Annotated in this window: 22 protein-coding genes and 1 pseudogene; 16 read left to right on the top strand and 7 right to left on the bottom strand. The window is 34.3% G+C overall.

What is annotated here, in order from left to right; translation table 11 throughout:
- Positions 1 to 176: 176 nt before the first annotated feature.
- Positions 177 to 1,406 (top strand): bacillibactin exporter BcbE, encoded by a 1,230-nt coding sequence (gene bcbE / locus EUC40_RS16375; RefSeq protein WP_156576956.1) that lies wholly within the window; start codon positions 177 to 179, stop codon positions 1,404 to 1,406.
- Positions 1,407 to 1,459: 53 nt separating this feature from the next.
- Here bcbE and EUC40_RS16370 read toward each other — a convergent pair whose 3' ends face one another.
- Positions 1,460 to 2,074, bottom strand: coding sequence for a LysE/ArgO family amino acid transporter (locus EUC40_RS16370; RefSeq protein WP_156576004.1), 615 nt, complete (start codon positions 2,072 to 2,074; stop codon positions 1,460 to 1,462).
- Between the two features lie 118 nt (positions 2,075 to 2,192).
- Here EUC40_RS16370 and EUC40_RS16365 point away from each other — a divergent pair, with 118 nt between their 5' ends.
- The gene (locus EUC40_RS16365) at positions 2,193 to 3,635 is read left to right on the top strand and encodes an aminotransferase-like domain-containing protein (protein WP_156576003.1); all 1,443 of its coding nucleotides are present in this window, start codon (positions 2,193 to 2,195) and stop codon (positions 3,633 to 3,635) included.
- Between the two features lie 12 nt (positions 3,636 to 3,647).
- Positions 3,648 to 3,815: a DUF3933 family protein gene (locus EUC40_RS16360; protein ID WP_000816374.1), complete on the top strand. Its 168-nt coding sequence runs from the start codon at positions 3,648 to 3,650 to the stop codon at positions 3,813 to 3,815.
- 108 nt (positions 3,816 to 3,923) lie between these two features.
- Here the strand turns inward: EUC40_RS16360 and EUC40_RS16355 are convergent, their stop codons facing one another.
- Both EUC40_RS16355 and EUC40_RS16350 read right to left on the bottom strand, forming a co-directional pair.
- Entirely contained in the window at positions 3,924 to 4,889 is a 966-nt protein-coding gene (locus EUC40_RS16355; RefSeq protein ID WP_156576002.1) for a patatin-like phospholipase family protein, read from the bottom strand.
- A gap of 87 nt (positions 4,890 to 4,976) precedes the next feature.
- Entirely contained in the window at positions 4,977 to 5,120 is a 144-nt protein-coding gene (locus tag EUC40_RS16350) for a YjcZ family sporulation protein (protein ID WP_000540420.1), read from the bottom strand.
- Positions 5,121 to 5,344: 224 nt separating this feature from the next.
- Here EUC40_RS16350 and EUC40_RS16345 point away from each other — a divergent pair, with 224 nt between their 5' ends.
- From EUC40_RS16345 to EUC40_RS16330, 4 genes are all read left to right on the top strand, one after another.
- The gene (locus EUC40_RS16345) at positions 5,345 to 6,097 is read left to right on the top strand and encodes a YwqG family protein (RefSeq protein ID WP_156576001.1); all 753 of its coding nucleotides are present in this window, start codon (positions 5,345 to 5,347) and stop codon (positions 6,095 to 6,097) included.
- Between the two features lie 145 nt (positions 6,098 to 6,242).
- Positions 6,243 to 7,403 carry a transglutaminase domain-containing protein gene (locus EUC40_RS16340; protein ID WP_071712536.1) on the top strand — a complete coding sequence of 387 codons (1,161 nt, stop codon included), beginning with the start codon at positions 6,243 to 6,245 and terminating at the stop codon, positions 7,401 to 7,403.
- 101 nt (positions 7,404 to 7,504) lie between these two features.
- On the top strand, positions 7,505 to 7,702 hold the full coding sequence (locus EUC40_RS16335; protein WP_071712537.1) for a DUF4083 domain-containing protein: 198 nt from the start codon (positions 7,505 to 7,507) through the stop codon (positions 7,700 to 7,702).
- Between the two features lie 30 nt (positions 7,703 to 7,732).
- Positions 7,733 to 8,194: an NUDIX hydrolase gene (locus EUC40_RS16330; RefSeq protein WP_156576000.1), complete on the top strand. Its 462-nt coding sequence runs from the start codon at positions 7,733 to 7,735 to the stop codon at positions 8,192 to 8,194.
- A 44-nt stretch (positions 8,195 to 8,238) separates the two neighbouring features.
- Here the strand turns inward: EUC40_RS16330 and nadE are convergent, their stop codons facing one another.
- A complete protein-coding gene (gene nadE, locus EUC40_RS16325) occupies positions 8,239 to 9,057 on the bottom strand; it encodes an NAD(+) synthase (RefSeq protein WP_156575999.1) in 819 nt (272 codons plus the stop codon).
- A 269-nt stretch (positions 9,058 to 9,326) separates the two neighbouring features.
- Between nadE and EUC40_RS16320 the strand changes: the two genes are divergently transcribed.
- The 3 genes from EUC40_RS16320 to EUC40_RS16310 all read left to right on the top strand — a co-directional run bounded on the left by EUC40_RS16320 (position 9,327) and on the right by EUC40_RS16310 (position 12,800).
- Positions 9,327 to 11,207: an FtsX-like permease family protein gene (locus EUC40_RS16320; RefSeq protein WP_156575998.1), complete on the top strand. Its 1,881-nt coding sequence runs from the start codon at positions 9,327 to 9,329 to the stop codon at positions 11,205 to 11,207.
- A gap of 115 nt (positions 11,208 to 11,322) precedes the next feature.
- Complete coding sequence (locus EUC40_RS16315) at positions 11,323 to 11,610, top strand: AbrB/MazE/SpoVT family DNA-binding domain-containing protein (RefSeq protein ID WP_064474212.1); 288 nt, start codon at positions 11,323 to 11,325, stop codon at positions 11,608 to 11,610.
- A gap of 239 nt (positions 11,611 to 11,849) precedes the next feature.
- The gene (locus tag EUC40_RS16310; protein ID WP_156575997.1) at positions 11,850 to 12,800 is read left to right on the top strand and encodes a serine protease; all 951 of its coding nucleotides are present in this window, start codon (positions 11,850 to 11,852) and stop codon (positions 12,798 to 12,800) included.
- Between the two features lie 39 nt (positions 12,801 to 12,839).
- On the opposite strand, the gene EUC40_RS16305 is transcribed toward EUC40_RS16310, so the two are convergent.
- A complete protein-coding gene (locus tag EUC40_RS16305; protein ID WP_156575996.1) occupies positions 12,840 to 13,148 on the bottom strand; it encodes an ArsR/SmtB family transcription factor in 309 nt (102 codons plus the stop codon).
- A 108-nt stretch (positions 13,149 to 13,256) separates the two neighbouring features.
- Here EUC40_RS16305 and EUC40_RS16300 point away from each other — a divergent pair, with 108 nt between their 5' ends.
- On the top strand, positions 13,257 to 14,192 hold the full coding sequence (locus EUC40_RS16300; RefSeq protein ID WP_156575995.1) for an aldo/keto reductase: 936 nt from the start codon (positions 13,257 to 13,259) through the stop codon (positions 14,190 to 14,192).
- Between the two features lie 329 nt (positions 14,193 to 14,521).
- Here the strand turns inward: EUC40_RS16300 and EUC40_RS16295 are convergent, their stop codons facing one another.
- Positions 14,522 to 14,746, bottom strand: coding sequence for a hypothetical protein (locus tag EUC40_RS16295; RefSeq protein ID WP_156575994.1), 225 nt, complete (start codon positions 14,744 to 14,746; stop codon positions 14,522 to 14,524).
- Positions 14,747 to 14,830: 84 nt separating this feature from the next.
- Entirely contained in the window at positions 14,831 to 15,178 is a 348-nt protein-coding gene (locus tag EUC40_RS16290) for a DUF4257 domain-containing protein (RefSeq protein ID WP_002118502.1), read from the bottom strand.
- Positions 15,179 to 15,630: 452 nt separating this feature from the next.
- On the opposite strand from EUC40_RS16290, the gene rsgA reads away from it, so the two are divergent.
- From rsgA to EUC40_RS16265, 5 genes and pseudogenes are all read left to right on the top strand, one after another.
- The gene (gene rsgA, locus EUC40_RS16280; protein WP_156575993.1) at positions 15,631 to 16,680 is read left to right on the top strand and encodes a ribosome small subunit-dependent GTPase A; all 1,050 of its coding nucleotides are present in this window, start codon (positions 15,631 to 15,633) and stop codon (positions 16,678 to 16,680) included.
- Positions 16,681 to 16,803: 123 nt separating this feature from the next.
- Positions 16,804 to 17,868, top strand: a pseudogene (locus tag EUC40_RS27630) (cache domain-containing protein); the annotation flags it as partial.
- A gap of 42 nt (positions 17,869 to 17,910) precedes the next feature.
- Complete coding sequence (locus tag EUC40_RS27625; RefSeq protein ID WP_419466067.1) at positions 17,911 to 18,858, top strand: methyl-accepting chemotaxis protein; 948 nt, start codon at positions 17,911 to 17,913, stop codon at positions 18,856 to 18,858.
- 199 nt (positions 18,859 to 19,057) lie between these two features.
- Positions 19,058 to 19,363 carry a hypothetical protein gene (locus tag EUC40_RS16270; protein WP_060630531.1) on the top strand — a complete coding sequence of 102 codons (306 nt, stop codon included), beginning with the start codon at positions 19,058 to 19,060 and terminating at the stop codon, positions 19,361 to 19,363.
- Between the two features lie 318 nt (positions 19,364 to 19,681).
- The gene (locus EUC40_RS16265) at positions 19,682 to 20,050 is read left to right on the top strand and encodes a DUF3979 family protein (RefSeq protein ID WP_156575991.1); all 369 of its coding nucleotides are present in this window, start codon (positions 19,682 to 19,684) and stop codon (positions 20,048 to 20,050) included.
- Positions 20,051 to 20,057 lie beyond the last annotated feature (7 nt).

Raw genomic sequence — 20,057 nt, 5'->3', positions numbered from 1 at the left:
TATGGATATATTGTGAACTTGATTCAAAGAATAGGAATAATACTATATTTTCCCCAATTTCTTTTGTTGTGAATGGGAAGGTAGTAACGATGTAATAGCCCTGGTGGAATGAACATTACGTTCCAGCAGGGCTATTATATGGTAAGAAATATATGATGAAAGGTTCCGAAGTCAACATGTTAAAAAAAGAAAACTGTTGTTTAATTGCGCTTGCATCAGTTCCACTTGTTATGACATTAGGGAATTCAATGCTCATTCCAATCCTGCCGACTATTGAAAAGAAATTACATATTTCATCGTTTCAAGTATCCATGATTATTACAATTTACTCTATCGTAGCCATTCTACTTATACCGATTGCTGGTTATTTATCAGACAGGTGGGGACGAAAGATGGTAATGGTTCCGAGTTTATTGATTGCAGCTATCGGCGGTGCAGTAACTGGCTGGGTAGCATGGAAAGTTGATAATCCCTACACTTGGATATTGATTGGCAGAGCAATCCAAGGTATTGGAGCTGCCGGTGCTATGCCAGTTGTCATACCATGTGTTGGTGATTTATACAAAGATGAAAAACAAGTTAGCATAGGTTTAGGAATCATTGAAACATCCAATACATTTGGAAAAGTACTCAGCCCTATTTTAGGATCAGCTCTAGCTGCCATTGTATGGTTCTTACCGTTTTGGGCGATTCCCGTTTTATGTGTAGTATCGATTGTTTTATTACTCGTACTAGTAAAGGCAAAAAAACAAGAAGGGGAAGTACCGCCACTCAAAGAGTTTATTCAATCTATTGTCTCTACGTTTAGGGAAAAGGGAAGATGGTTAATTGCCATTTTTATACTCGGTGCAATTATTATGCTTATTTTATTCGGAATTCTCTTTTATTTGTCGACTATACTGGAATCAAAGTATGACATTCATGGTATATGGAAAGGGTGTGTGCTTGCTATCCCGTTACTTGTACTCTCACTTAGTTCATATATGGCCGGTAAAAAAATTGGAGATAATCAAAATGTGATGAAGAAGTGTATTTATATTGGTTTTTTAATGGCTTCTGCTTCAGTCATTATTCCTTTATTTATAAAAGGGATTTATTTACTACTTCTTTGTCTCGTTATTATGGGAATCGGAATTGGTATGGCACTCCCATGTTTAGATGCTTTAATTACACAAGGGATTGAAAAGGAGCAAAGGGGGACAGTTACGTCATTTTATAGTTCCATGCGATTTATCGGTGTAGCAGCTGGACCACCTCTATACTCTTTTTTCATGAAAGGTGCTGACCATGAAGTGTTTTATTTAACAAGTATATTCGCGGGTATTGGTGCTGTTATAGCAATCATTTGGATTAAACCAGCAAAAGATGCAAAGAACGTAAAACCGGAACCGGAACCTACTTCATAATTTGAAAGAGAATTGCATGATGTTTTCAGTAACATGCAATTCTCTTTCGTTCATTAGGAGTAAATAACTTGTTTTAACATATAAAGCGCGACACCCCATATGATGAGACCCGAAAACTTATTTAATAATACAATTGTCTTTCCGGTTGAGTCTAGCCTTTTTAAAAATTTCCCCGCTAAAGCTAAGCAAATAAACCAAATCCAAGAAACAATAATAGTGGAAACTGTAAAAGCCCATTTTTCACTTCCTATGTATTGAATCGAATTTGTTCCAATTACACCGATCGTATCTAAAATTGCATGTGGATTTAATAACGAAACCGATGCAGCGAAAAGGATTTGCTTTTTTAATGGCATGCTTATTTCTTGTTTTACATCATTGGAAGGGGTACTTCTCCAAATAACCAAACCCATATATAGGAGAAAGAAAAAGCCAATCATATATAACGCGTTAGTTAGCCAAGAAAAAGTAAGTAGTACAAGGGAGACACCTTGCACTGCGATTAATATTAGTAACGTATCGCATATAGAGGCAGTTAATACTACAGGAGCTGCTCTCCAAATGTTTGGTTGGCTCGCACCTTGGTTAAAGACGAAAACATTTTGGACGCCTAATGGAATAATAAGTCCAAATGCAAGAATGATACCATGAATAATTGCTTCACCCATCATATTACCTCCTACTTAAATTCATTATGATAGTGTATATTGTATAGAAGAAATGAAAATTTGTATCCATCCATATGGTTGGGGAGGTTGCCAACCAAAAAGAATGTAAGGTGATATGATGGAAAGATTCGTTTGGAAACCGAATACGTCTCTAGCGACTCCTTTGTATAAACAAATAGAAACGTATATAAAAGAAAAAATCGTTAATGGAGAATGGACTGTTGGAACGAAATTACCTTCACAAAGAGATTTGGCACATACATTTGGTGTGAATCGAAGTACAATTGTAATGGCCTTTGATGAACTGGTAGCAAAGGGATACCTTGAAGGGAATGGCAGGAAAGGAACAATTGTTGTAAATAATAATGAGAATGCTTCAACATACGCACCCCCGCCTAATTGGCAGTCTTATGTAGAAACAGGAATTCATTATCCGAATCTGCCTGCTATTCAAGAGATTAATCAAGCTGAGTTTTATCCGCATGTAATTCGTTTAGGAACAGGTGAGCTCGCGCCAAGTCTTTTACCTGAAAAAAAGATGAAAGTAGTAATGAATAAGCTTTTAAAGTCAAACGTGATACTTGGGTATGAACAGCCAAAAGGTAATCTTAATTTAAGGAAGCAAATTGCGGACTATTTAAAAGGACATGGGATATATGTATCTCCTGACTCTATATTGATTGTTTCAGGAGCAATTCAAGCGCTTCAACTTATTTCTATTGGGCTTCTTCCGAAAGGAGCGTCAATTTTATTAGAAAAACCATCATATTTATACTCTCTCAATGTTTTTCAATCAGCAGGAATACGTTTAATTGGAATGCCATTGGATGAGAGCGGGCTAGATGTGTCATATATTGCGAAATATAAGAAGCAATTTAATGCTTCTATTTTATATACAATCCCGTCTTTTCATAATCCAACGAATTTTAGCATGGATACGAAGAAGCGGACAGAAGTGATGGAGATATGCAATGAAATTGGATTGCCTATTATAGAGGACGCAGTATATCAAGACTTATGGTTTGATGCCCCTATTTCGAAACCTTTAAAAGCATATGATAAAAATGGAATCGTACTGCATATTGGAAGCATGTCTAAAGTAATTAGTCCAGGATTAAGAATTGGATGGATTGTTGGACCAGAGCCAGTCATTCAAAGATTGGCAGACATAAAAATGCAAACAGATTATGGATCGAGTTCTATATCTCAGCAAATTGCCACAGAGTGGTTTAAAGATGGATTGTATGAAGAACATTTACAGTTTGTAAGAGGTGAGCTTAAAAAACGTAGGGACTTTATGGTGAGTATGTTAAAGAAGTATTGTAGTGAAATAGCGACATGGTATGAACCGGCAGGTGGTTTTTATATTTGGTTACATATGAGTGTTCCGATTTCAAATCGTAGTTTATTTGACAAAGCATTGAAAGAAAAGATGTTATTAAATCCAGGTACTTTGTATGATAGAAGTGCAAACCAATTTTTGCGGCTATCATATTCATACGCAACGTTAGAAGAAATTGAAATAGGTATAAAAAAGCTTGCACAACTAATGAAAAAGTAAGAGGAGAAAATAATGAAACAATATGTAATTTGCCAAATTATCAATGGAGATAAGTATTTAGCTGCTTATGCGGATACGAAGCAGGAAGCAATTGAAAAAGCAGAATTGTTAGGATTACGAACGGGAAATCGATACACCGTTATTACTGCGGAGGAAGCTGAAGGGTTAACGTATCCTTAAGCAAAGTATAATAATTATATAGGAAGTAAATAAGCCTAGTAATATATCATATTACTAGGCTTATTTTTTTTGAAAGCGCTACGTGTTCTCGTATGAAAAATAATAGTATTATGAGTCAAGTTGACGGAAATACCGATTTGTTTTTCGGTCTTGGTTTCCGTCTCTATATTCATCAATATATTGTCTGAAGTTCCAAGATTGTAAAAACTTATTTGCGGCGTTATAACCAGAATTGTAAAGCCACTCTTTTTCTTCCTTTGTTAACTCAAAGTTTGTACTTGTAATGGACCCTGTTGGAATTGTAATTGTTCTTGCTTTTGATTCCTTGTCTAAATGACGTAAATCATGGGCTTGCATCATTGTTTTAAATAGTCCTTTGAACATGGAGATAGGCTCGTTATAGTGGGCAGGATCAGCTTGAATTTCATCCTTTACGAAATGAAACCCAAAAGTTGGCCAGCGAGGAGAGGTGGGTGAGTCGAAAATCCAAATTGGGTAATTGCTTAAAATTCCTCCATCTACCATATAACAAGGTTGCTTCCATTTTGGAGTTCTCCATTTTACCGGTTCAAAGAAGAAGGGGATTGTACTACTCATTCTTACAGCCTTAGCAATAGAGAAGCGATAATTTAAAAATCCGTAGTTTGGTAAGTCATCAGGAAAGACAACCATTTTACCATTACTTATATCAGAAGCGATAATTTTAAGCTTATTTAAATCAGGTAAATCTGTAAATAAGTGAACTCCTTTTTTTCGAAGTAATTCTTCAATCCATTCTTCTATGAAAATATTAGAGTAAATACCAAGAGTAGTCCATGCGCTTAATCCTTTTCCGATAAACGGGATCCTGTCAATAAAGGTTCTCTTCGTAAATTTATTATAATCAATATCAGTTATAATCGTTTTTAACTCTGAACAAGAATATCCTGCTGCTAGGAGCGCAGCAATAATGGAACCAGCTGATGTTCCAGCTACACGCTCCCATTCATATCCTTTTTCAGCTAACGCGCAAATTGCTCCTACATGCGCAATTCCGCGTACACCGCCTCCTTCAAAAACACCATCAATCTTCATTAATCATACTTCCTTTCAAATAAAAGGTTTGAAAATGGCAAAAAAGCACGTATTGTACGTGCTTTTTTACAATAGTTTTTAAATTTACTAGCAGCCTACAAAGCCGCCCCAACAGCTAGCTCCGATGATGATTAGAAGGATAAATAAAACGATTAATAAAGCGAAACCTCCATAACCACAACCGCCGCCACCACCGTATCCGTAACCACAGCAACTATATCCGTAACCCATGTGGAATTCCTCCTTAAATTAAAAATAAAAATGAACGAGGGGAAAATGTACTGGAAGAAATAATGAACTATCGTGTTTGTAGGAACAATGTATACTATGCTTTTTTAAACTTGTTCGCGTATGGAGGAAGAGCCCGTTTTTTTGAAGGCTTGTTGTTTTTACAAAGAATGGAGTATAATTTTTGTGCGATGATACAAATAAGTATGTAAATATAAGGAGAATTTATGAATAAACAAATTGAAGTATTAATTGATAAATATGGGCTGACACATTTAAAAGAGGAACTTATTAATACTGTATTTCCTTGTGTAAAAGTTGTGCCAAAGATGGAGGAAAGCGTTACGATAGGTAGTTCGAAAATGGGAGGAATTCCTGATTTTCCGGCTACGTTTGAATATCCAACGCACAAAGGAAATCCGTTACAGTTTATTGCACAATTTAATTTAAAGGATTTACAAAATGTTGGTATGGATCACAATCTTCCTAAGACAGGGATGCTATATTTCTTTAGTATTGAAAATTACTTTGAAGAAGACGTGAATCCAACTGAAGCGGGGCGTGTACTTTATTATGATGTTCCTGTAGAGCAATTACGAAGAGCAGATGAATTGCAACCGAATTATAACCAGTGTGCAACTACTTTTGAACTAACGTATAAATTGCCAGAGCTTTTCATTGAAGATGAGGCTGATTCAGATCGTTTCTTGCAATTACTTGAAGAGCTAATTCCAGATAACTACGATAACCATCAAATGTTTGGTGATCCATTCTCTGTACAAGATGAGGTATTGTACGAGACTGGACAATATATGAACATAGATCCGCAGCAAATGACGCTTTTATTCCAAATTGATTCAGATACTAAAAATTGTAATATGATGTGGGGAGATTTAGGAATGCTTTATTTCTGTATTGGAAATGAAGACTTAAAAAATCGACGTTTTGAAAATGCATGCTGCGTATTACAAACTTGTTAATGAAAAAGGTTGTTCTTGTAAAAAGAACAACCTTTTTACAATGTTAAATATGCATAATCTCATATGACCTATACGAAAAAGTATTGTATACTCTGAAACTATACGATACTTTTTCGTATAGTTATAGAATGTAAGGAGTGACGAAATGGGAAAGACAAGTAAGTATATGACAGCTGCGCTGCTTTGTTCTACTATAGTAGTGGGGGGCTTACAAGCGTCATCTGTATCATATGCAGCTACGAATTCAACTGTAGCGACAGCACAATCAGATGCAAAGTTGTTAAATGATTTCAGAAAAGAATTAAAAAAACAGATTGATAATCGAGAAGAAAATATTACAATCACATATAAAACAAAAGATAGAAATGCTAGAAATATTATGGATCAATTGTATGGCGAGTTTAATAAAATTGTAGATGCTGATGAGTATGTAAAATATAATGTAGCGTCTACTAAGTATTCTATTAAAGGACTGCCCGGGAACTATACATTTACTCTGCAAGTGAAATACCGTGAATCAAAAGAACAAACACAATATGTAAAATCCCAGGTGAAATCGATTATAGGCTCAATTGTAAAACCGGGGATGGATGCACATGAAAAAGTAAAAGCTATTCATGATTACGTTGTAAAACATGTATCTTATGATACGTCGTATCAAGCGTATACAGCATATGAAGCGTTAGCGAATCGTTCTGCCGTTTGCCAAGGGTATACATTATTAACATATGAGTTACTAAAAGAAGCGGGTATTCAAAATCATATTGTAACAGGTACGGGAAATGGACAAGCTCACGCATGGAATTTAGTAAACATTGAAAACAAATGGTACCATCTTGATACGACATTCGATGATCCAGTACCAGATAAAGCTGGGCGCGTAACATATTCATATTTTAATATGTCTGACGAGCAATTAAGTAAAGATCACGACTGGGATCGTAGTAAATATCCGGCAGCAACTACAAGTTACTTTGGTGAATTAACAAACAAAATAAAAGCGGGTAGTTCAAAAACTGTTGCATATGAACAAATGTTAAAAGAAACAAATTTAAAATACTCGTCTGCACAATATGGAGCAGAAAATTATAATGAGTTTAAGCAAAAATTACAGCAACAATTTGCAGCTAAACCAGAAAAAGTAGAAGTACGATATAAGCAGTCTATGGATGGGACAATGCAAGATATAAAGAAAGTGTTAAATGAGATAAATTGGCCAAAAGGTGCAAAGCGTGTATCTTATCAAGTAGCGCCTTATAGTGCAATGGCAGGTTATTCATTAGCGACAATTACATTTACCTATTAAGGAATGAAAAAGAGCATCTGTAAAAGGTGCTCTTTTATTATGTACCACTTTAAAAATCAGAATTATGTGATAAAATTAAAGTGGAAGGATGTGGAATGTGAATGAATTTGTTCGAAAGTAATATTTTCACATTGATATATACTTGTTTAGTAATCGGACTTATCGTTTTATTTTTTCTATCATTTACTTTGTTTATTAGAAGAGTGTTGCAAAGCAGTGCTGCAAAGAAACAGCATGTGATGAATATGAACCAGAAGCTAGATCGAATTATTGAATTGCTTGAAAAAGATAAGAAATAACGATAAAAGGTGTATGAAAAGGGGAAGAAGATGGCTAATTATATAAAAGAATTACGTAAAAAAGTAGGGCATGATTATGTTTTTTTAAACTTTGCGGGTGGTTGTGTATTTAATAAAGAGGGAGAAGTATTACTGCAAAAAAGAGGAGACTTTAATGCTTGGGGGTTTCCTGGTGGTGCAATGGAAATCGGAGAATCTGCCGCAGAAACTGCGATTAGAGAAATAAAAGAAGAAACAGGTTATGATGTAGAAATAAATGAGCTTGTTGGAGTATATACAAAATATTTTCAAACATATCCAAATGGAGACAAAGCCCAGTCAATTGTGATAGTTTTTACATGCTCAATTGCCGGAGGAGAGAAAAAAATAGACGGTGATGAAACGTTGGATTTGAAGTTTTTCCCGTTAGACAAAATGCCGCCGTTATTTTGTAAACAACATGAAGATTGCTTGCAAGATTTATTGGAGAAAAGAGTAGGGGTATATCGTTAAAGCATAAAAAAGAAGCTAAAAGAGATTAGCTTCTTTTTTATGCTCTATTTCCACCAATCATCAAACATTGACGCTGGTACTTGTCTTTTATGTTCACTTACTGTGTAACGCTTTTCGATTTTTTCAGCAACGTCAGCTGGAACTGATTTGCCTTCTAAATAATCATCTAATTGATCGTAAGTAATGCCTAATTCTGTTTCATCAGCTTGACCTGGCTTTTCATCTAATAAATCAGCTGTTGGCATTTTTAAATAAAGTCGCTCGTCTGCACCTAATTCTTGTAGTAAAGCACGTCCTTGGCGCTTCGTTAATCCTGTTAATGGTAATAGATCTGCACCACCATCTCCAAATTTTGTAAAGAATCCTGTTACAGCTTCTGCAGCGTGATCTGTTCCGATAACAAGAAGGCCGTTTTGTCCACCAATTGCATATTGTGTAACCATGCGGATACGTGCTTTCACATTACCTTTATTGAAATCTGTTAGTGATTCACCTAATAAGTTTTCGTATTGACTTGAAAAAGCATCAACAGTTGAAGCGATATCAAAGGCAGTTGATTGATCAGCTTGAATAAATTGTAATGCTAATTGTGCGTCATCTTCATCTTTTTGTACTTTGTAAGGAAGACGAACAGCGATAAACGTTGCGTTACCACCTTCGTTACGAATTTCTTCAACTGCAAGCTGGGCTAAACGTCCCGCTAATGTAGAGTCTTGTCCGCCACTAATTCCAAGTACAAATCCTTTCGCACCTGTTTTTTTTACATAATCTTTTAAGAAATCAACACGTTTACGAATTTCTACTTTTGGATCAATTACAGGTTGAACATGCAATGCTTTCATAATCTGTTCTTGTAATGTCATTATGTTTTCCTCCTTTTCATATTAAAGCTGTAAAAATTTTTATGTATATATTGGTACATACTCCTATCCTTTATTATTTCGCAAAACTAACGAATATACAATAGGATGCGTGTATGAATATGAATGTAGTCATTATAATGAAAGTGCAACGTATAATCAATTTTTTAAACCTTTCAAAACTGTAAGGTTTTTGTCATTTGAATCGATGGAATGTATTTCCGTACTTTACTAATATAAGAACATAGTTAGTAGAAGGGCGGAGAAGTAATATGAATATTAGAGAACTCGCATATCGGAATGTGACGCGAAATAGACGAACATATTCAGCATATTTTTTAAGTAGTGCATTTGCTATTATGGCCTTTTTTGTTTATTCATTTTTTGCGTTTCATCCGGCATTAAGTGCTGGAGAATTGGGCCAGTACGTGTTCGTAAGTATGTCTTTTGCACAGTCCATTATTTACTTATTTACATTTTTCTTTATTTTATATTCGATGGGAATGTTTTTAAAAACGAGAAAGCGTGAATTAGGAATTTTAATGATGTTAGGTATGACGAAATATCAATTAAAGCGTCTTATCTTTTTTGAAAATATTATGATTGGTATAGGGGCAATTATCTTTGGAATTCTAGCAGGAATGTTATTTTCTGGAATATTAATATTTGTAGCTCCAATGATATTAAAGTTAGATATTTCCTTACCCTATTACATTCCAATGAAAGCCATTGTTGTAACGAGTATTATGTTTTTCGTATTATTTATGATCATTTCATTGTTTAGTGCAGGAATGATTCAGAAGAATAAAATTATGAAATTGTTTAGAGGATCAGCAGAAGCGAAGCCGGAACCGAAAGCATCCATTATTTCTTCTATATTAGCAGTCATTTTGCTTAGTATGGGATATGCAGGAGCGCTTATGTCACACGGTGCAATGGTTTTTGTCATGATGATTCCTGTTACAACGGTAGTCATTATTGGTACGTATTTGCTATACAAGCAGTTGAGTGTCTTTATTATTAGACTATGTAAAAAAAGTAAACGTTTCTATTGGACACAGACAAATATTATTACGTTGTCAGATTTAGCTTACCGTATGAGAGATAACGCAAGAATGTTCTTTATTGTAACCATAATTTCAACTGTAGCATTTTCAGCAATAGGTACATTAGTTGGCTTTACATCAATGACAAAGGCGATTATGGAGAGACCAATTGCGTTTCACTATCATTCTAAGCAAGGAAATAGTAATGAATCACAGCATTTGAAGATGATTGACGAAGGATTAAAGAAACATAGTATAGCAGCTTCAAAAACGAATATTTCCACAAAAAAAACGGAGGAGCAGTCGTTAAGAAGCGCCACCTTTATAAAAGAATCAGACTATAAGGAATATGCAAAGCTAACAGGAGAACCCTTTAATACGGTATCAAATAAAGAAGTTTTATTTTTGTTAGTCGATATACCAGGACCTCCGATGAAAGAAAGAAATGAAATTACATTACCAAATGTGGATGAACCTTTACAAGTGAAAAAAGTTAATACCTCGTCATTAAGTAAAATATTAAGAGGTAATGTTTATGTAATCTCTAACAATCAATATGATGCATTACAAAATGGATTTAAAGAAGAAAAAGATTATGTGTACAAAACAGAAGGAACGAAAGATGAAATTGAGGTTGGTAAAGAACTTACGCAACAGATGAAGCCTTATGAAGAACATACAACGTTTAGTGCAGAAGAATACGAACAAAATCAAAGTTTACAAATCGCAGGACCAATTCTATTTGTAGGTTTCTTTATTGGAATTGTATTTTTCGTTTGTGCAGGAAGCTTCCTTTACTTCCGTTTGTTTTCTGATTTGGAGGATGATGCTCGTTTATTTGAAATGATTCGAAAAGTAGGCTTAACGAGTAGGGAATTATCGAAAGTAGTTACAATTCGATTGGCACTTTTATTCTTCGTTCCAATAGGTGTTGCAACATTACATGGAGCAGTAGCGTTAACTGCGCTAGGGCAGATGTTTGAGTACTCACTGTTTAAGGAAAATGCGATTGTAATAAGTATTTTCATAGGAATCCAAGTTGTATACTTCCTAATGATACGATCTCGTTACTTAAAACAATTGAAAGAGAGATTACGTATTCGTTAACTGTGTTTTTTTGACTTGAGTACAAAAATTTCTAAAAAGAGGCAAGCATTACCAAATAATGATAAAATGGAAATAGCGAGGTGGAAAAATTAATAGAGAGTAAGGGGGGAGTAATATGAAAGCAACAGGAGTTATTCGAAAAGTAGACGAACTAGGACGAATTGTTATTCCTAAAGAATTACGAGATGTATTAGGGATACAAATCAAATCACCACTTGAAATTTTCGTAGAAGAAGACAAAGTAATTTTACAAAAATATCAACCTTACAATGCTTGTCAAATAACAGGTGATGTTTCAAATCAGAACATATCATTAGCAAATGGAAACATTACTGTTAGTATAGATGGAGCGAAACATTTAATAAAAGAGATAGAGAAATTTTTAAACAAGAGTGAGGTTTAATCTTCATTTATATTATTTTTGAAGAGTAAATTTAATTCTTTTAAAAGACTATAAAAGGACCATAAATTGGTCCTTTTATTTTTGTTATTGGTTGAATCACAAGAAAAATAAAAAAGTAGTAAGTTATATTGAGAAATATTTGAAATGAAGGAGAATAGAACAGATAAAACGAATGTTAAATTTAAAGCTATTCAACAGTGGTCTGAAATGAAAATAATACATTTTCAGGAGGGATTACGATGAACAGTAGTACAGCGAATAAACAAAAAGGTATACAGTTGATTCCTTTTACAGTAAACAAGGTGGTTGAACAAGTAAATGAAATTCCACCAGGTGTACAATTGATTCATGCTCCACAAGTATGGGAGAAGAGTGAGAAAGGAAAAGATATTGTCGTTGCCGTTTTAGATACAGGGTGTGATAGCAATCATATAGATTTAAAAGACCGCATTATTGATGGGAGAAATTTCACGAAAGATTATGAAGGTGATCCGAATATTTATCTCGATAATAATGGACATGGAACACATGTAGCGGGGACGATTGCAGCGACTGAAAATGGTGTCGGTGTATTAGGAGTGGCACCACTTGCTAAAATGTTAGTATTAAAAGTTTTAGCAGGAGATGGTTCTGGAAGTTATGAGCAAATTATTGAGGCCATTCATTATGCTGTAAATTGGAGAGGGCCGAATCAAGAGAAAGTGAGAATCATTTCAATGTCACTTGGTGGTCCGCAAGACGTCCCGGAATTACATGAAGCAATTCAAAATGCGGTAAGACAAGATGTACTCGTTGTGTGTGCTGCTGGAAATAATGGGGATTGCGATGATGACACAGAGGAACTAGACTTCCCAGGTGCTTATTCTGAGGTAATTGAAGTTGGTGCAGTTAATTTAGAGCGGAAAATTGCTTGTTTTAGTAATTCCAATCAAGAAATTGATTTAGTAGCGCCAGGTGATGAAATATTATCTGCGTATCCAGATGGGAAGTATGCTGTATTAAGTGGAACTTCAATGGCGACACCGCATGTTGCTGGAGCATTAGCACTTCTCATTAAGCAGTGCGAGAGAGAGTATGGTAGAAAATTATCAGAGCCAGAAATATATGCGCAACTAATAAAAAGAACCGTACCTTTAGGGTATGAGCGTACATCTGAAGGGAACGGATTAATAGATTTATTAAAAGAATAGCCATACTAAAAAACTTCTCATATTCATATGAGAAGTTTTTTAGTATGGCTCTGTCGCATGTAATACAACTTGTAATAAACCAGGGAATCTAGCGTTTAAATCTTCCTCGCGAATTGAAATGAAACGTTGTGTTCCTTCAAGACGCGTATACATAACACCTGACTCACGTAAAACTTTAAAATGGTGAGATAAAGTTGATTTGGCGATAGGGATGTTTAAGGAGCCACAAGATTGTTCATTTTTCTCTAGTAATATATTTACAATTTGTAAACGGATTTGATCGCTAAGTGCATATAAGACAGAAGAGAATTGAATTTCTTCTCGATTTGGATGATAGAGAGTACGCATTGTTTCACCTGCTCGTATAAGTTAAGTTATTTGCACTATAACATATAAAGTGCTATATTTCTATTGTTCGAATATATTCGAACAATAGAAATATAGGGGGGAGAAAAAATGAAGTATACAAAATTGCAAAAGGCAGGATTAACTATTTCTAAGTTGGGGTTAGGAACAAATGCTGTAGGGGGACATAATTTATATAATGATGTGAATGAGGAAGAAGGGAAACGATTAATAGAAGAAGCTATTCAGCAAGGAGTGACATTTTTTGATACAGCGGATTCATACGGTTTTGGTAGATCAGAAGAATTAGTAGGACAGGTATTGAAAAGAAATCGCCATGAGTTTGTACTTGCTACAAAAGGTGGAATTCAGCCGTTATTAAATGGAGAAACGTATATTAATAATGAACCAAGCTATTTAAGAAATGCTGTGGAAAATAGTTTAAGAAGATTACAGACTGACTATATTGATTTATATTATTTACACTTTACAAATTCTGAAACAAGTTACATAGATTCAATCGGAGAGCTTACTCGCCTAAAAGAAGAAGGGAAAATTCGTTCAATTGGAATATCCAACGTAAATGTAGAGCAATTAAAAAAAGCGAATCAACATGGTTATATAGATGTAGTACAATCGCCTTACAACATGTTAGATCGTACTGCTGAGGAAGAACTATTGCCGTATTGTATAGAAGCTGGTATTTCATTTATTCCGTATGGACCTCTTGCTTTTGGAATACTAGGTGGTAAATATACAGAATATTTTAAATTAAATGAAGGTGATTGGCGCAAAAGTGTAAATCTATTTGAAGAAAATACATATAAGAATAATTTTAAGAAAGTGGAAAAGTTAAAAGGTTTAGCTGAAGAAAAGAATATCGAAGTATCGCATATAGCCTTAGCGTGGTTATTAAACAAACAAGGAATTGATACTGTTATTCCTGGAGGGAAGCGAGCAGAGCAAATAAGAGAAAGTGTAAGGGCGGTGGATGCTTTATTGAATGAACAGGACATGAAACAGATTGAATCGATATTAGAGGTATAGTCAGAAAGAGGGGGAGATGCTAAACTCCCTTTTCTATACCCTATAAATAGCATATAGTATAAAAAATATTAATTGCCGTATTTTACGAGCGTAGCGATCAGAAAAGATGGTCCGTTGACTTGGAGGAGAGTTAAAACGGAAATTTCGAGCAAATAAAAAATCCCTATAGAGATAGGGATTTATATATCGGCATATCGTTCCTTGGAAAAGGATGTACTTAGTTTACCATATTGAAATATAAGTATTTGTGAAATAGATGTGAAACTAATGTGAAAAATGCTTATGGTGAAAATTCTTGTAAATAAAAAGCACTGTTTTAGCTAATGTAACTAAAACAGTGCTTTTCTCTTCGATTGTACAGTTGCTGCATTTTCATCATGTATGCCTGCTTCTTTAATAATTCGTTGTTTTGCTTTATTTAACAGATGGTTTACTGCTTCACCAAAATAGTTAGCTTCGCTTTTTGTGCGGGCTTCTCGTAAACATTTATAGTTTTCTAGCAGTTCCTCTTTTTCGGTGTTTGTTAAGAAATCTTCTACTTTCTTTTTTGTCATACGAAACACCCTTTCTTCTGACAAACGACGCAATAGAAAATATTTATTGTTCATTATAACAATAATTTAAAAAGAAAGTATATACTAACGTCGTAATAATTTGTCAATTTCTTGAATCTTCTCATCAGCTTTCCCAATTTGCGTATTTTTAGCCTGTTCGCCACCAAGAGCCTGATGAAGTAAAAATGTTTGACCGGAAATAGCAGTCACAATGGACACCTTGATTATTTCTTTTATTAAGGTGGCGTCGAATAAAACGAGTCCGAGAAGTGCTGCTAGGCAGCCGGTAAAAATATCAGTTAAAAAACCAAAATGAAAAAAAGTTTTCAAACGGCGTGGAAGCAATAACTTGCCTTGGTTATTGATTAGATGGGAAACGAAGCCGGTAATGCCACCAACGAGAACAGCGGTTAGCCATTGATACATTTCCATCGAATCCACTCCTTTTAGTGAATAAGATTCGATTTTTACATATTGATTCCTTTTCATATCTCATATAACCATATTGAGAAAGTTTGTTTGGGTATATTTCGCATTCAATTTAATTATGACGGAAGATTACGATACATTTCAGTCTATTATATGAGGCGTTTTAGCTATAACCAACACTATATTTGGTTTCATGTGCTAGAAGATGAGATTAGTCATCGTGGACAAATTAAAATGCTAAAAAGTAAGTTATTTGAAAATTACGTTAAATAAAGTGGCTTTTTAACGAGATATTCCATATAATGAGAGTAATTAAAATAAGATCGGGGTGATGTATTATGGTGAATTTAACTTATATGAATCATAAACAAAATACAAAGGTGGATGGAAAGGGCGATACTATATAAGTGAGCGCACTATCCTTCCACTTTTCTTAAACTAGGGAGGATATCAATTTGAATCAAAATATTTTAGAATCGTTCGGCTGGGATTCTTTTTTTGAAGAACAAGCTGTAGAGAACTTTGAAGTAGGTCGTATTTTACTTGAGCACAAGCATATATATCGCATAATTTGTAACGATGGTGAATATATGGCAGAACTGTCTGGAAAGTTTCGTCATGAAGCGTTAACGAAGGGAGATTACCCAGCAGTTGGTGATTGGGTATATATAAAAAAAATAGAGAATGAAAAGAAAGCGATTATTCATCGTGTTTTTCCGCGAAGAAGCTCCTTCTCAAGACAAGAAGCTGGTAACCGAACGGAAGAACAGATTATAGCCGCAAATGTAGATTATCTATTTTTAGTGAATGCACTTAACCATGATTTTAACGTAAGAAGGATGGAACGTTATTTATTATTAGCGTATGAAAGTGGTGCAATGCCTGTTATTGTGTTAACAAAGAGTGGTTTATGTAATGATGTGGAACAGAAAATCGTAGAAACGGAAGCTGTTGCAATTGGTGTTCCGATCTTCGTTGTTGATAGTTTAGAACATACAGGTATTGAATCGTTGCAACAATTTGTTGCTTCAGGAAAAACAATTGCTTTAGTCGGATCATCGGGGGTTGGAAAATCAACTTTGCTAAATGCGCTTATAGGACTTCAAGTAGCGAAAACAGGAGATATTCGTGAAGAAGATAGTAAAGGAAGGCATACGACAACTCATAGAGAGTTATTTCAATTGCCAAGTGGTGCTCTCGTAATTGATACTCCTGGCATGAGGGAGTTGCAGCTTTGGGAAGGAAGCGATGCAATTCAAACAACATTTTCTGATATTGAAGAATTAGCAAAAACATGCCGTTTCCGAGATTGTAAACATGAGAATGAACCAGGATGCGCAGTACATCATGCAATAAATAACGGACTTATTACGATAAATCGTTTGCAGAGCTATAAAAAGTTGCAAAGAGAATTGGCGTATTTTATGAGAAAACAAGATGCGATTCTTGCAAGGGCAGAACGTGATAAGTGGAAAAAACTTTCTAAACAGTATAAAAAAATGTGAAAAACCAAAGGACTGTTCCTTTGGTTTTTTTGTATTTGTAAATTTTATAATAATGTTATTCATATATATGGACAAAGGGAAGTTATTTGTTTAAACTTTACAAAGTGTTCATCGTAATAGGATATGAAAATAGTAACTAGGGATTGGGATAAATTGTTAATTAAATCAATGATTTTTACAAGTAGGAGGCACGAAATGGGTAAACTATTAAATTGGTTTCGTAATATGAAAGTGGCTAAAAAGCTATTAATTTCATTTTTTGTTATTTTAATTGCGGCAGTTTCTATTATTGGAGGCATGTCTTATCAAACGGCTAAAAAGAATTTTGAAACACAAATTATGAGCAGTGCTCACGATAACATAAAGATATTAGATAATTTAATCAATCAAATGATTGAAGCGAAATTTAATGATGTGAATAGTTTTGCACGGGTAATTCAAGGTAATATGTATCAAGGGGATAATCAAGATGAATTAAGGAAAACGTTATCACAATATATCAATTTAAATAAAGATGTTGAACAAGTATATGTTGCTGGGAATGATAAAAAGTTTGTACAAGAACCAAATATACAAATGGCAGCAGATTATGACCCAACAGAGCGTCCTTGGTATAAAGATGCAATGAATAAGCAAGGTGGAATTATTGTTACTGAACCGTATAAGGCGCAAGGAAATGGACATATTGTTGTAACGATTGCAAAACAAACAGAAGATAAAAGTGGTGTTGTTGCGGTAGATTTAAGCTTAGATAATTTATTAAAAACAACAAAGTTAATCAATATTGGTAAAAAAGGATATGCGTTTATTTTAGATGGGAAACAAAAAATAATTGCACATCCTCAAGAAAAATCAGGAGACAAGGCAGCTGATTATTGGGCGAAGAAAATTTATGAAGATAATCATGGTATTTTTTCATACATGTATGATAATAATGAAAAGAAAATGGTATTTGCTACAAACGTAAAAACAGGTTGGAAGATTGTTGGAACGATGTACTCTAATGAAGTAATTGAAGCTGCTCAGCCAGTATTTTATAATATGTTAATTGTTATGATTATTTCATTAGTTGCAGGAGGAGCACTTATTTATTTCGTGACACTTTCTATTACAAAACCTTTAAAGAGATTGGTTGTCACTTCTAAAGAAATAAGTGAGGGAGATTTAACAAAAACAATTGAAATTCATTCTAATGATGAAATTGGTCAACTTGCAAAAGGCTTTAATGAGATGACAAACTCGTTACGAACGTTAATTGGAAGAATTAATGATTCAGCTGGACATGTTGCAGCGGCATCAGAAGAGCTAACTGCAAGTGTAAGACAAGCGAGTGAAGCAACTGAGCAAATTACAATGGCAATGGATGAAATCTCAAGTGGGGCAACGACGCAAACAACGAGTGTAGAGAACGGCGCTATGTTATTGTTTAGTGTGACAGAAGGTATTCAGCATGTAGCAAATAGTTCATCATCTATTAATACAGCTTCTGCTCATACTCGTGAAAAAGCAGAAGATGGTGGAAAGTTAGTAGGGAAAACAGTAAATCAAATGCAGTCTATTGTGGAATCTGTTTCGCAATCAGATGCAGTTATACAGTTATTAAATAATAAATCAAAGCAAATTGGTGATATATTAGAAGTAATCCAAAATATTGCAGATCAAACAAATCTGCTAGCTTTAAATGCTGCAATTGAAGCGGCGAGAGCTGGTGAACACGGAAGAGGATTTGCGATTGTTGCAGATGAAGTACGTAAATTGGCAGAGCAATCTAGCGTATCTTCCAGTGAAATTAGTAAATTAATAAGTGAAATACAAGATGATATGAGTAAGACAGTAAAATCTATGAATCATGTAAATGAAGAAGTTCAATCCGGACTAGTTATCGCGAATGAAACGAAGCAAAACTTTGCAGAAATTCTACAATCTACAAATGAAATAGCAGATCAAATTAAGACGATGGTTGAAACGGCAAATGGAATGTCAAAAGGTGCGAATGAAGTATCTATTTCTGTAGGTCAAATTGCAATGACAGCACAGAATAACGCAACGAGTACACAAAGTGTTGCAGCGTCAGCAGAAGAGCAACTAGCTTCAATGGAGGAAATTGGATCTGCGGCGGGCACATTATCTCAAATGGCTGAAGAGTTACAAGTATTAATTGAAAGATTTAAAGTTTAACAAAGGACAGACTATCTTCAACATAGCAGTATGCTATGTTGAAGATAGTCTGTTTTTATTATGTAAAATCAAATGGGGATGGAGAATGTTTTTGTGATATTTAAAGGTATATTTTGTATAACATTTGTCGAAAAATAGAGGTATTTGTTAACTTTGTGTATAATTATAATCATATAGAATACAAATAAAGGAGATTGTTATGGGAGTGTATTGGGGTACAAAAAGACATTCTTGGCTTAGTTATGTCTCATTTTGGTTAAGTATTTCATTTTTTATCGTTTTTTTAATTGAAGTGTTTATTTTAAAAACACTTTCGAATAGCTCGGTGCAAATTGTTAAATACTTTTATTTTATACTTGTACCAGTAAACATTCTTCTTAGTTTAAAGTTACTATTTAAGAAGAATGAAAAGAAAGCATTACCTATTTTTAGTTTCATTGTATCGTTATTATTTACAATCTTAATAATAGTATTAGCATTAGCTGCTACAGGGAAATTCTTTTAAGAAGGGTGATATAAATCACTCTTCTTTTTATTTGTGGCGGTCTTGCTACCAAGGGAATGATGATCTATGAGCTAATAAAAAGTAGGAGAGCAGAATTTTCACGCATTAAAGGTTAATGATATTTGAAACCTTTAGGAGAATATTACGTAATAGGGTAATATACATAATAATGAGGATAGAATTAGGTCTTTTGTGTGGGTTTATGAAGCAAATGAATACGGTAAGAACGTTGATATATGGTACAATACATATGGATAGTGATAGAGATAAAGGGTATATAAAATACTCATCGTTTTTTAGTAAGAGAGGGGTTATCTTATGCTATACGAGGATTTGATGACATTATTTCAAGCAGCTCCAAAAGAAGAAGCTAGAGGCGGCTGGAAATATATAATCCAGGAACAAAATGATAAATATGAAATTGCTGATGAAATGTTGAAAAATGAAATGAGTGTTGAATTGTATTTTAATGAATATGATGAGGTGAAAATCACTTTATATAAAGATGGAATTCCTATTGCTACTATGCAAAGAATTGCGATTTCAAAAGTTGAATTAGACGAAGAGGAAGATGGCATTCAATTTGTTTTAGAGCGTATGCCTAGTCGAATGATTCGCTTGCAATTAAAGCCACATTTAGCATTGGAAATGGGGCCATATTGGGAAGTATGTGACGATTGTGAATGAACATAAA

Origin of the sequence: Bacillus luti (genome assembly GCF_009739945.1) — a bacterium.
GTDB classification, from domain to species: Bacteria; Bacillota; Bacilli; order Bacillales; family Bacillaceae_G; genus Bacillus_A; species Bacillus_A luti.
This window is presented reverse-complemented; position numbering and strand designations above follow the sequence as displayed.

Bases quoted from the DNA above. Each gene is read 5' to 3' on its own strand.
- bcbE (WP_156576956.1), top strand. From the start codon at position 177: ATGTTAAAAAAAGAAAACTGTTGTTTAATTGCGCTTGCATCAGTTCCA.
- EUC40_RS16370 (WP_156576004.1), bottom strand. From the start codon at position 2,074: ATGGGTGAAGCAATTATTCATGGTATCATTCTTGCATTTGGACTTATT.
- EUC40_RS16365 (WP_156576003.1), top strand. From the start codon at position 2,193: ATGGAAAGATTCGTTTGGAAACCGAATACGTCTCTAGCGACTCCTTTG.
- EUC40_RS16360 (WP_000816374.1), top strand. From the start codon at position 3,648: ATGAAACAATATGTAATTTGCCAAATTATCAATGGAGATAAGTATTTA.
- EUC40_RS16355 (WP_156576002.1), bottom strand. From the start codon at position 4,889: ATGAAGATTGATGGTGTTTTTGAAGGAGGCGGTGTACGCGGAATTGCG.
- EUC40_RS16350 (WP_000540420.1), bottom strand. From the start codon at position 5,120: ATGGGTTACGGATATAGTTGCTGTGGTTACGGATACGGTGGTGGCGGC.
- EUC40_RS16345 (WP_156576001.1), top strand. From the start codon at position 5,345: ATGAATAAACAAATTGAAGTATTAATTGATAAATATGGGCTGACACAT.
- EUC40_RS16340 (WP_071712536.1), top strand. From the start codon at position 6,243: ATGGGAAAGACAAGTAAGTATATGACAGCTGCGCTGCTTTGTTCTACT.
- EUC40_RS16335 (WP_071712537.1), top strand. From the start codon at position 7,505: ATGAATTTGTTCGAAAGTAATATTTTCACATTGATATATACTTGTTTA.
- EUC40_RS16330 (WP_156576000.1), top strand. From the start codon at position 7,733: ATGGCTAATTATATAAAAGAATTACGTAAAAAAGTAGGGCATGATTAT.
- nadE (WP_156575999.1), bottom strand. From the start codon at position 9,057: ATGACATTACAAGAACAGATTATGAAAGCATTGCATGTTCAACCTGTA.
- EUC40_RS16320 (WP_156575998.1), top strand. From the start codon at position 9,327: ATGAATATTAGAGAACTCGCATATCGGAATGTGACGCGAAATAGACGA.
- EUC40_RS16315 (WP_064474212.1), top strand. From the start codon at position 11,323: ATGAAAGCAACAGGAGTTATTCGAAAAGTAGACGAACTAGGACGAATT.
- EUC40_RS16310 (WP_156575997.1), top strand. From the start codon at position 11,850: ATGAACAGTAGTACAGCGAATAAACAAAAAGGTATACAGTTGATTCCT.
- EUC40_RS16305 (WP_156575996.1), bottom strand. From the start codon at position 13,148: ATGCGTACTCTCTATCATCCAAATCGAGAAGAAATTCAATTCTCTTCT.
- EUC40_RS16300 (WP_156575995.1), top strand. From the start codon at position 13,257: ATGAAGTATACAAAATTGCAAAAGGCAGGATTAACTATTTCTAAGTTG.
- EUC40_RS16295 (WP_156575994.1), bottom strand. From the start codon at position 14,746: ATGACAAAAAAGAAAGTAGAAGATTTCTTAACAAACACCGAAAAAGAG.
- EUC40_RS16290 (WP_002118502.1), bottom strand. From the start codon at position 15,178: ATGGAAATGTATCAATGGCTAACCGCTGTTCTCGTTGGTGGCATTACC.
- EUC40_RS27625 (WP_419466067.1), top strand. From the start codon at position 17,911: ATGACAAACTCGTTACGAACGTTAATTGGAAGAATTAATGATTCAGCT.
- EUC40_RS16270 (WP_060630531.1), top strand. From the start codon at position 19,058: ATGGGAGTGTATTGGGGTACAAAAAGACATTCTTGGCTTAGTTATGTC.
- EUC40_RS16265 (WP_156575991.1), top strand. From the start codon at position 19,682: ATGCTATACGAGGATTTGATGACATTATTTCAAGCAGCTCCAAAAGAA.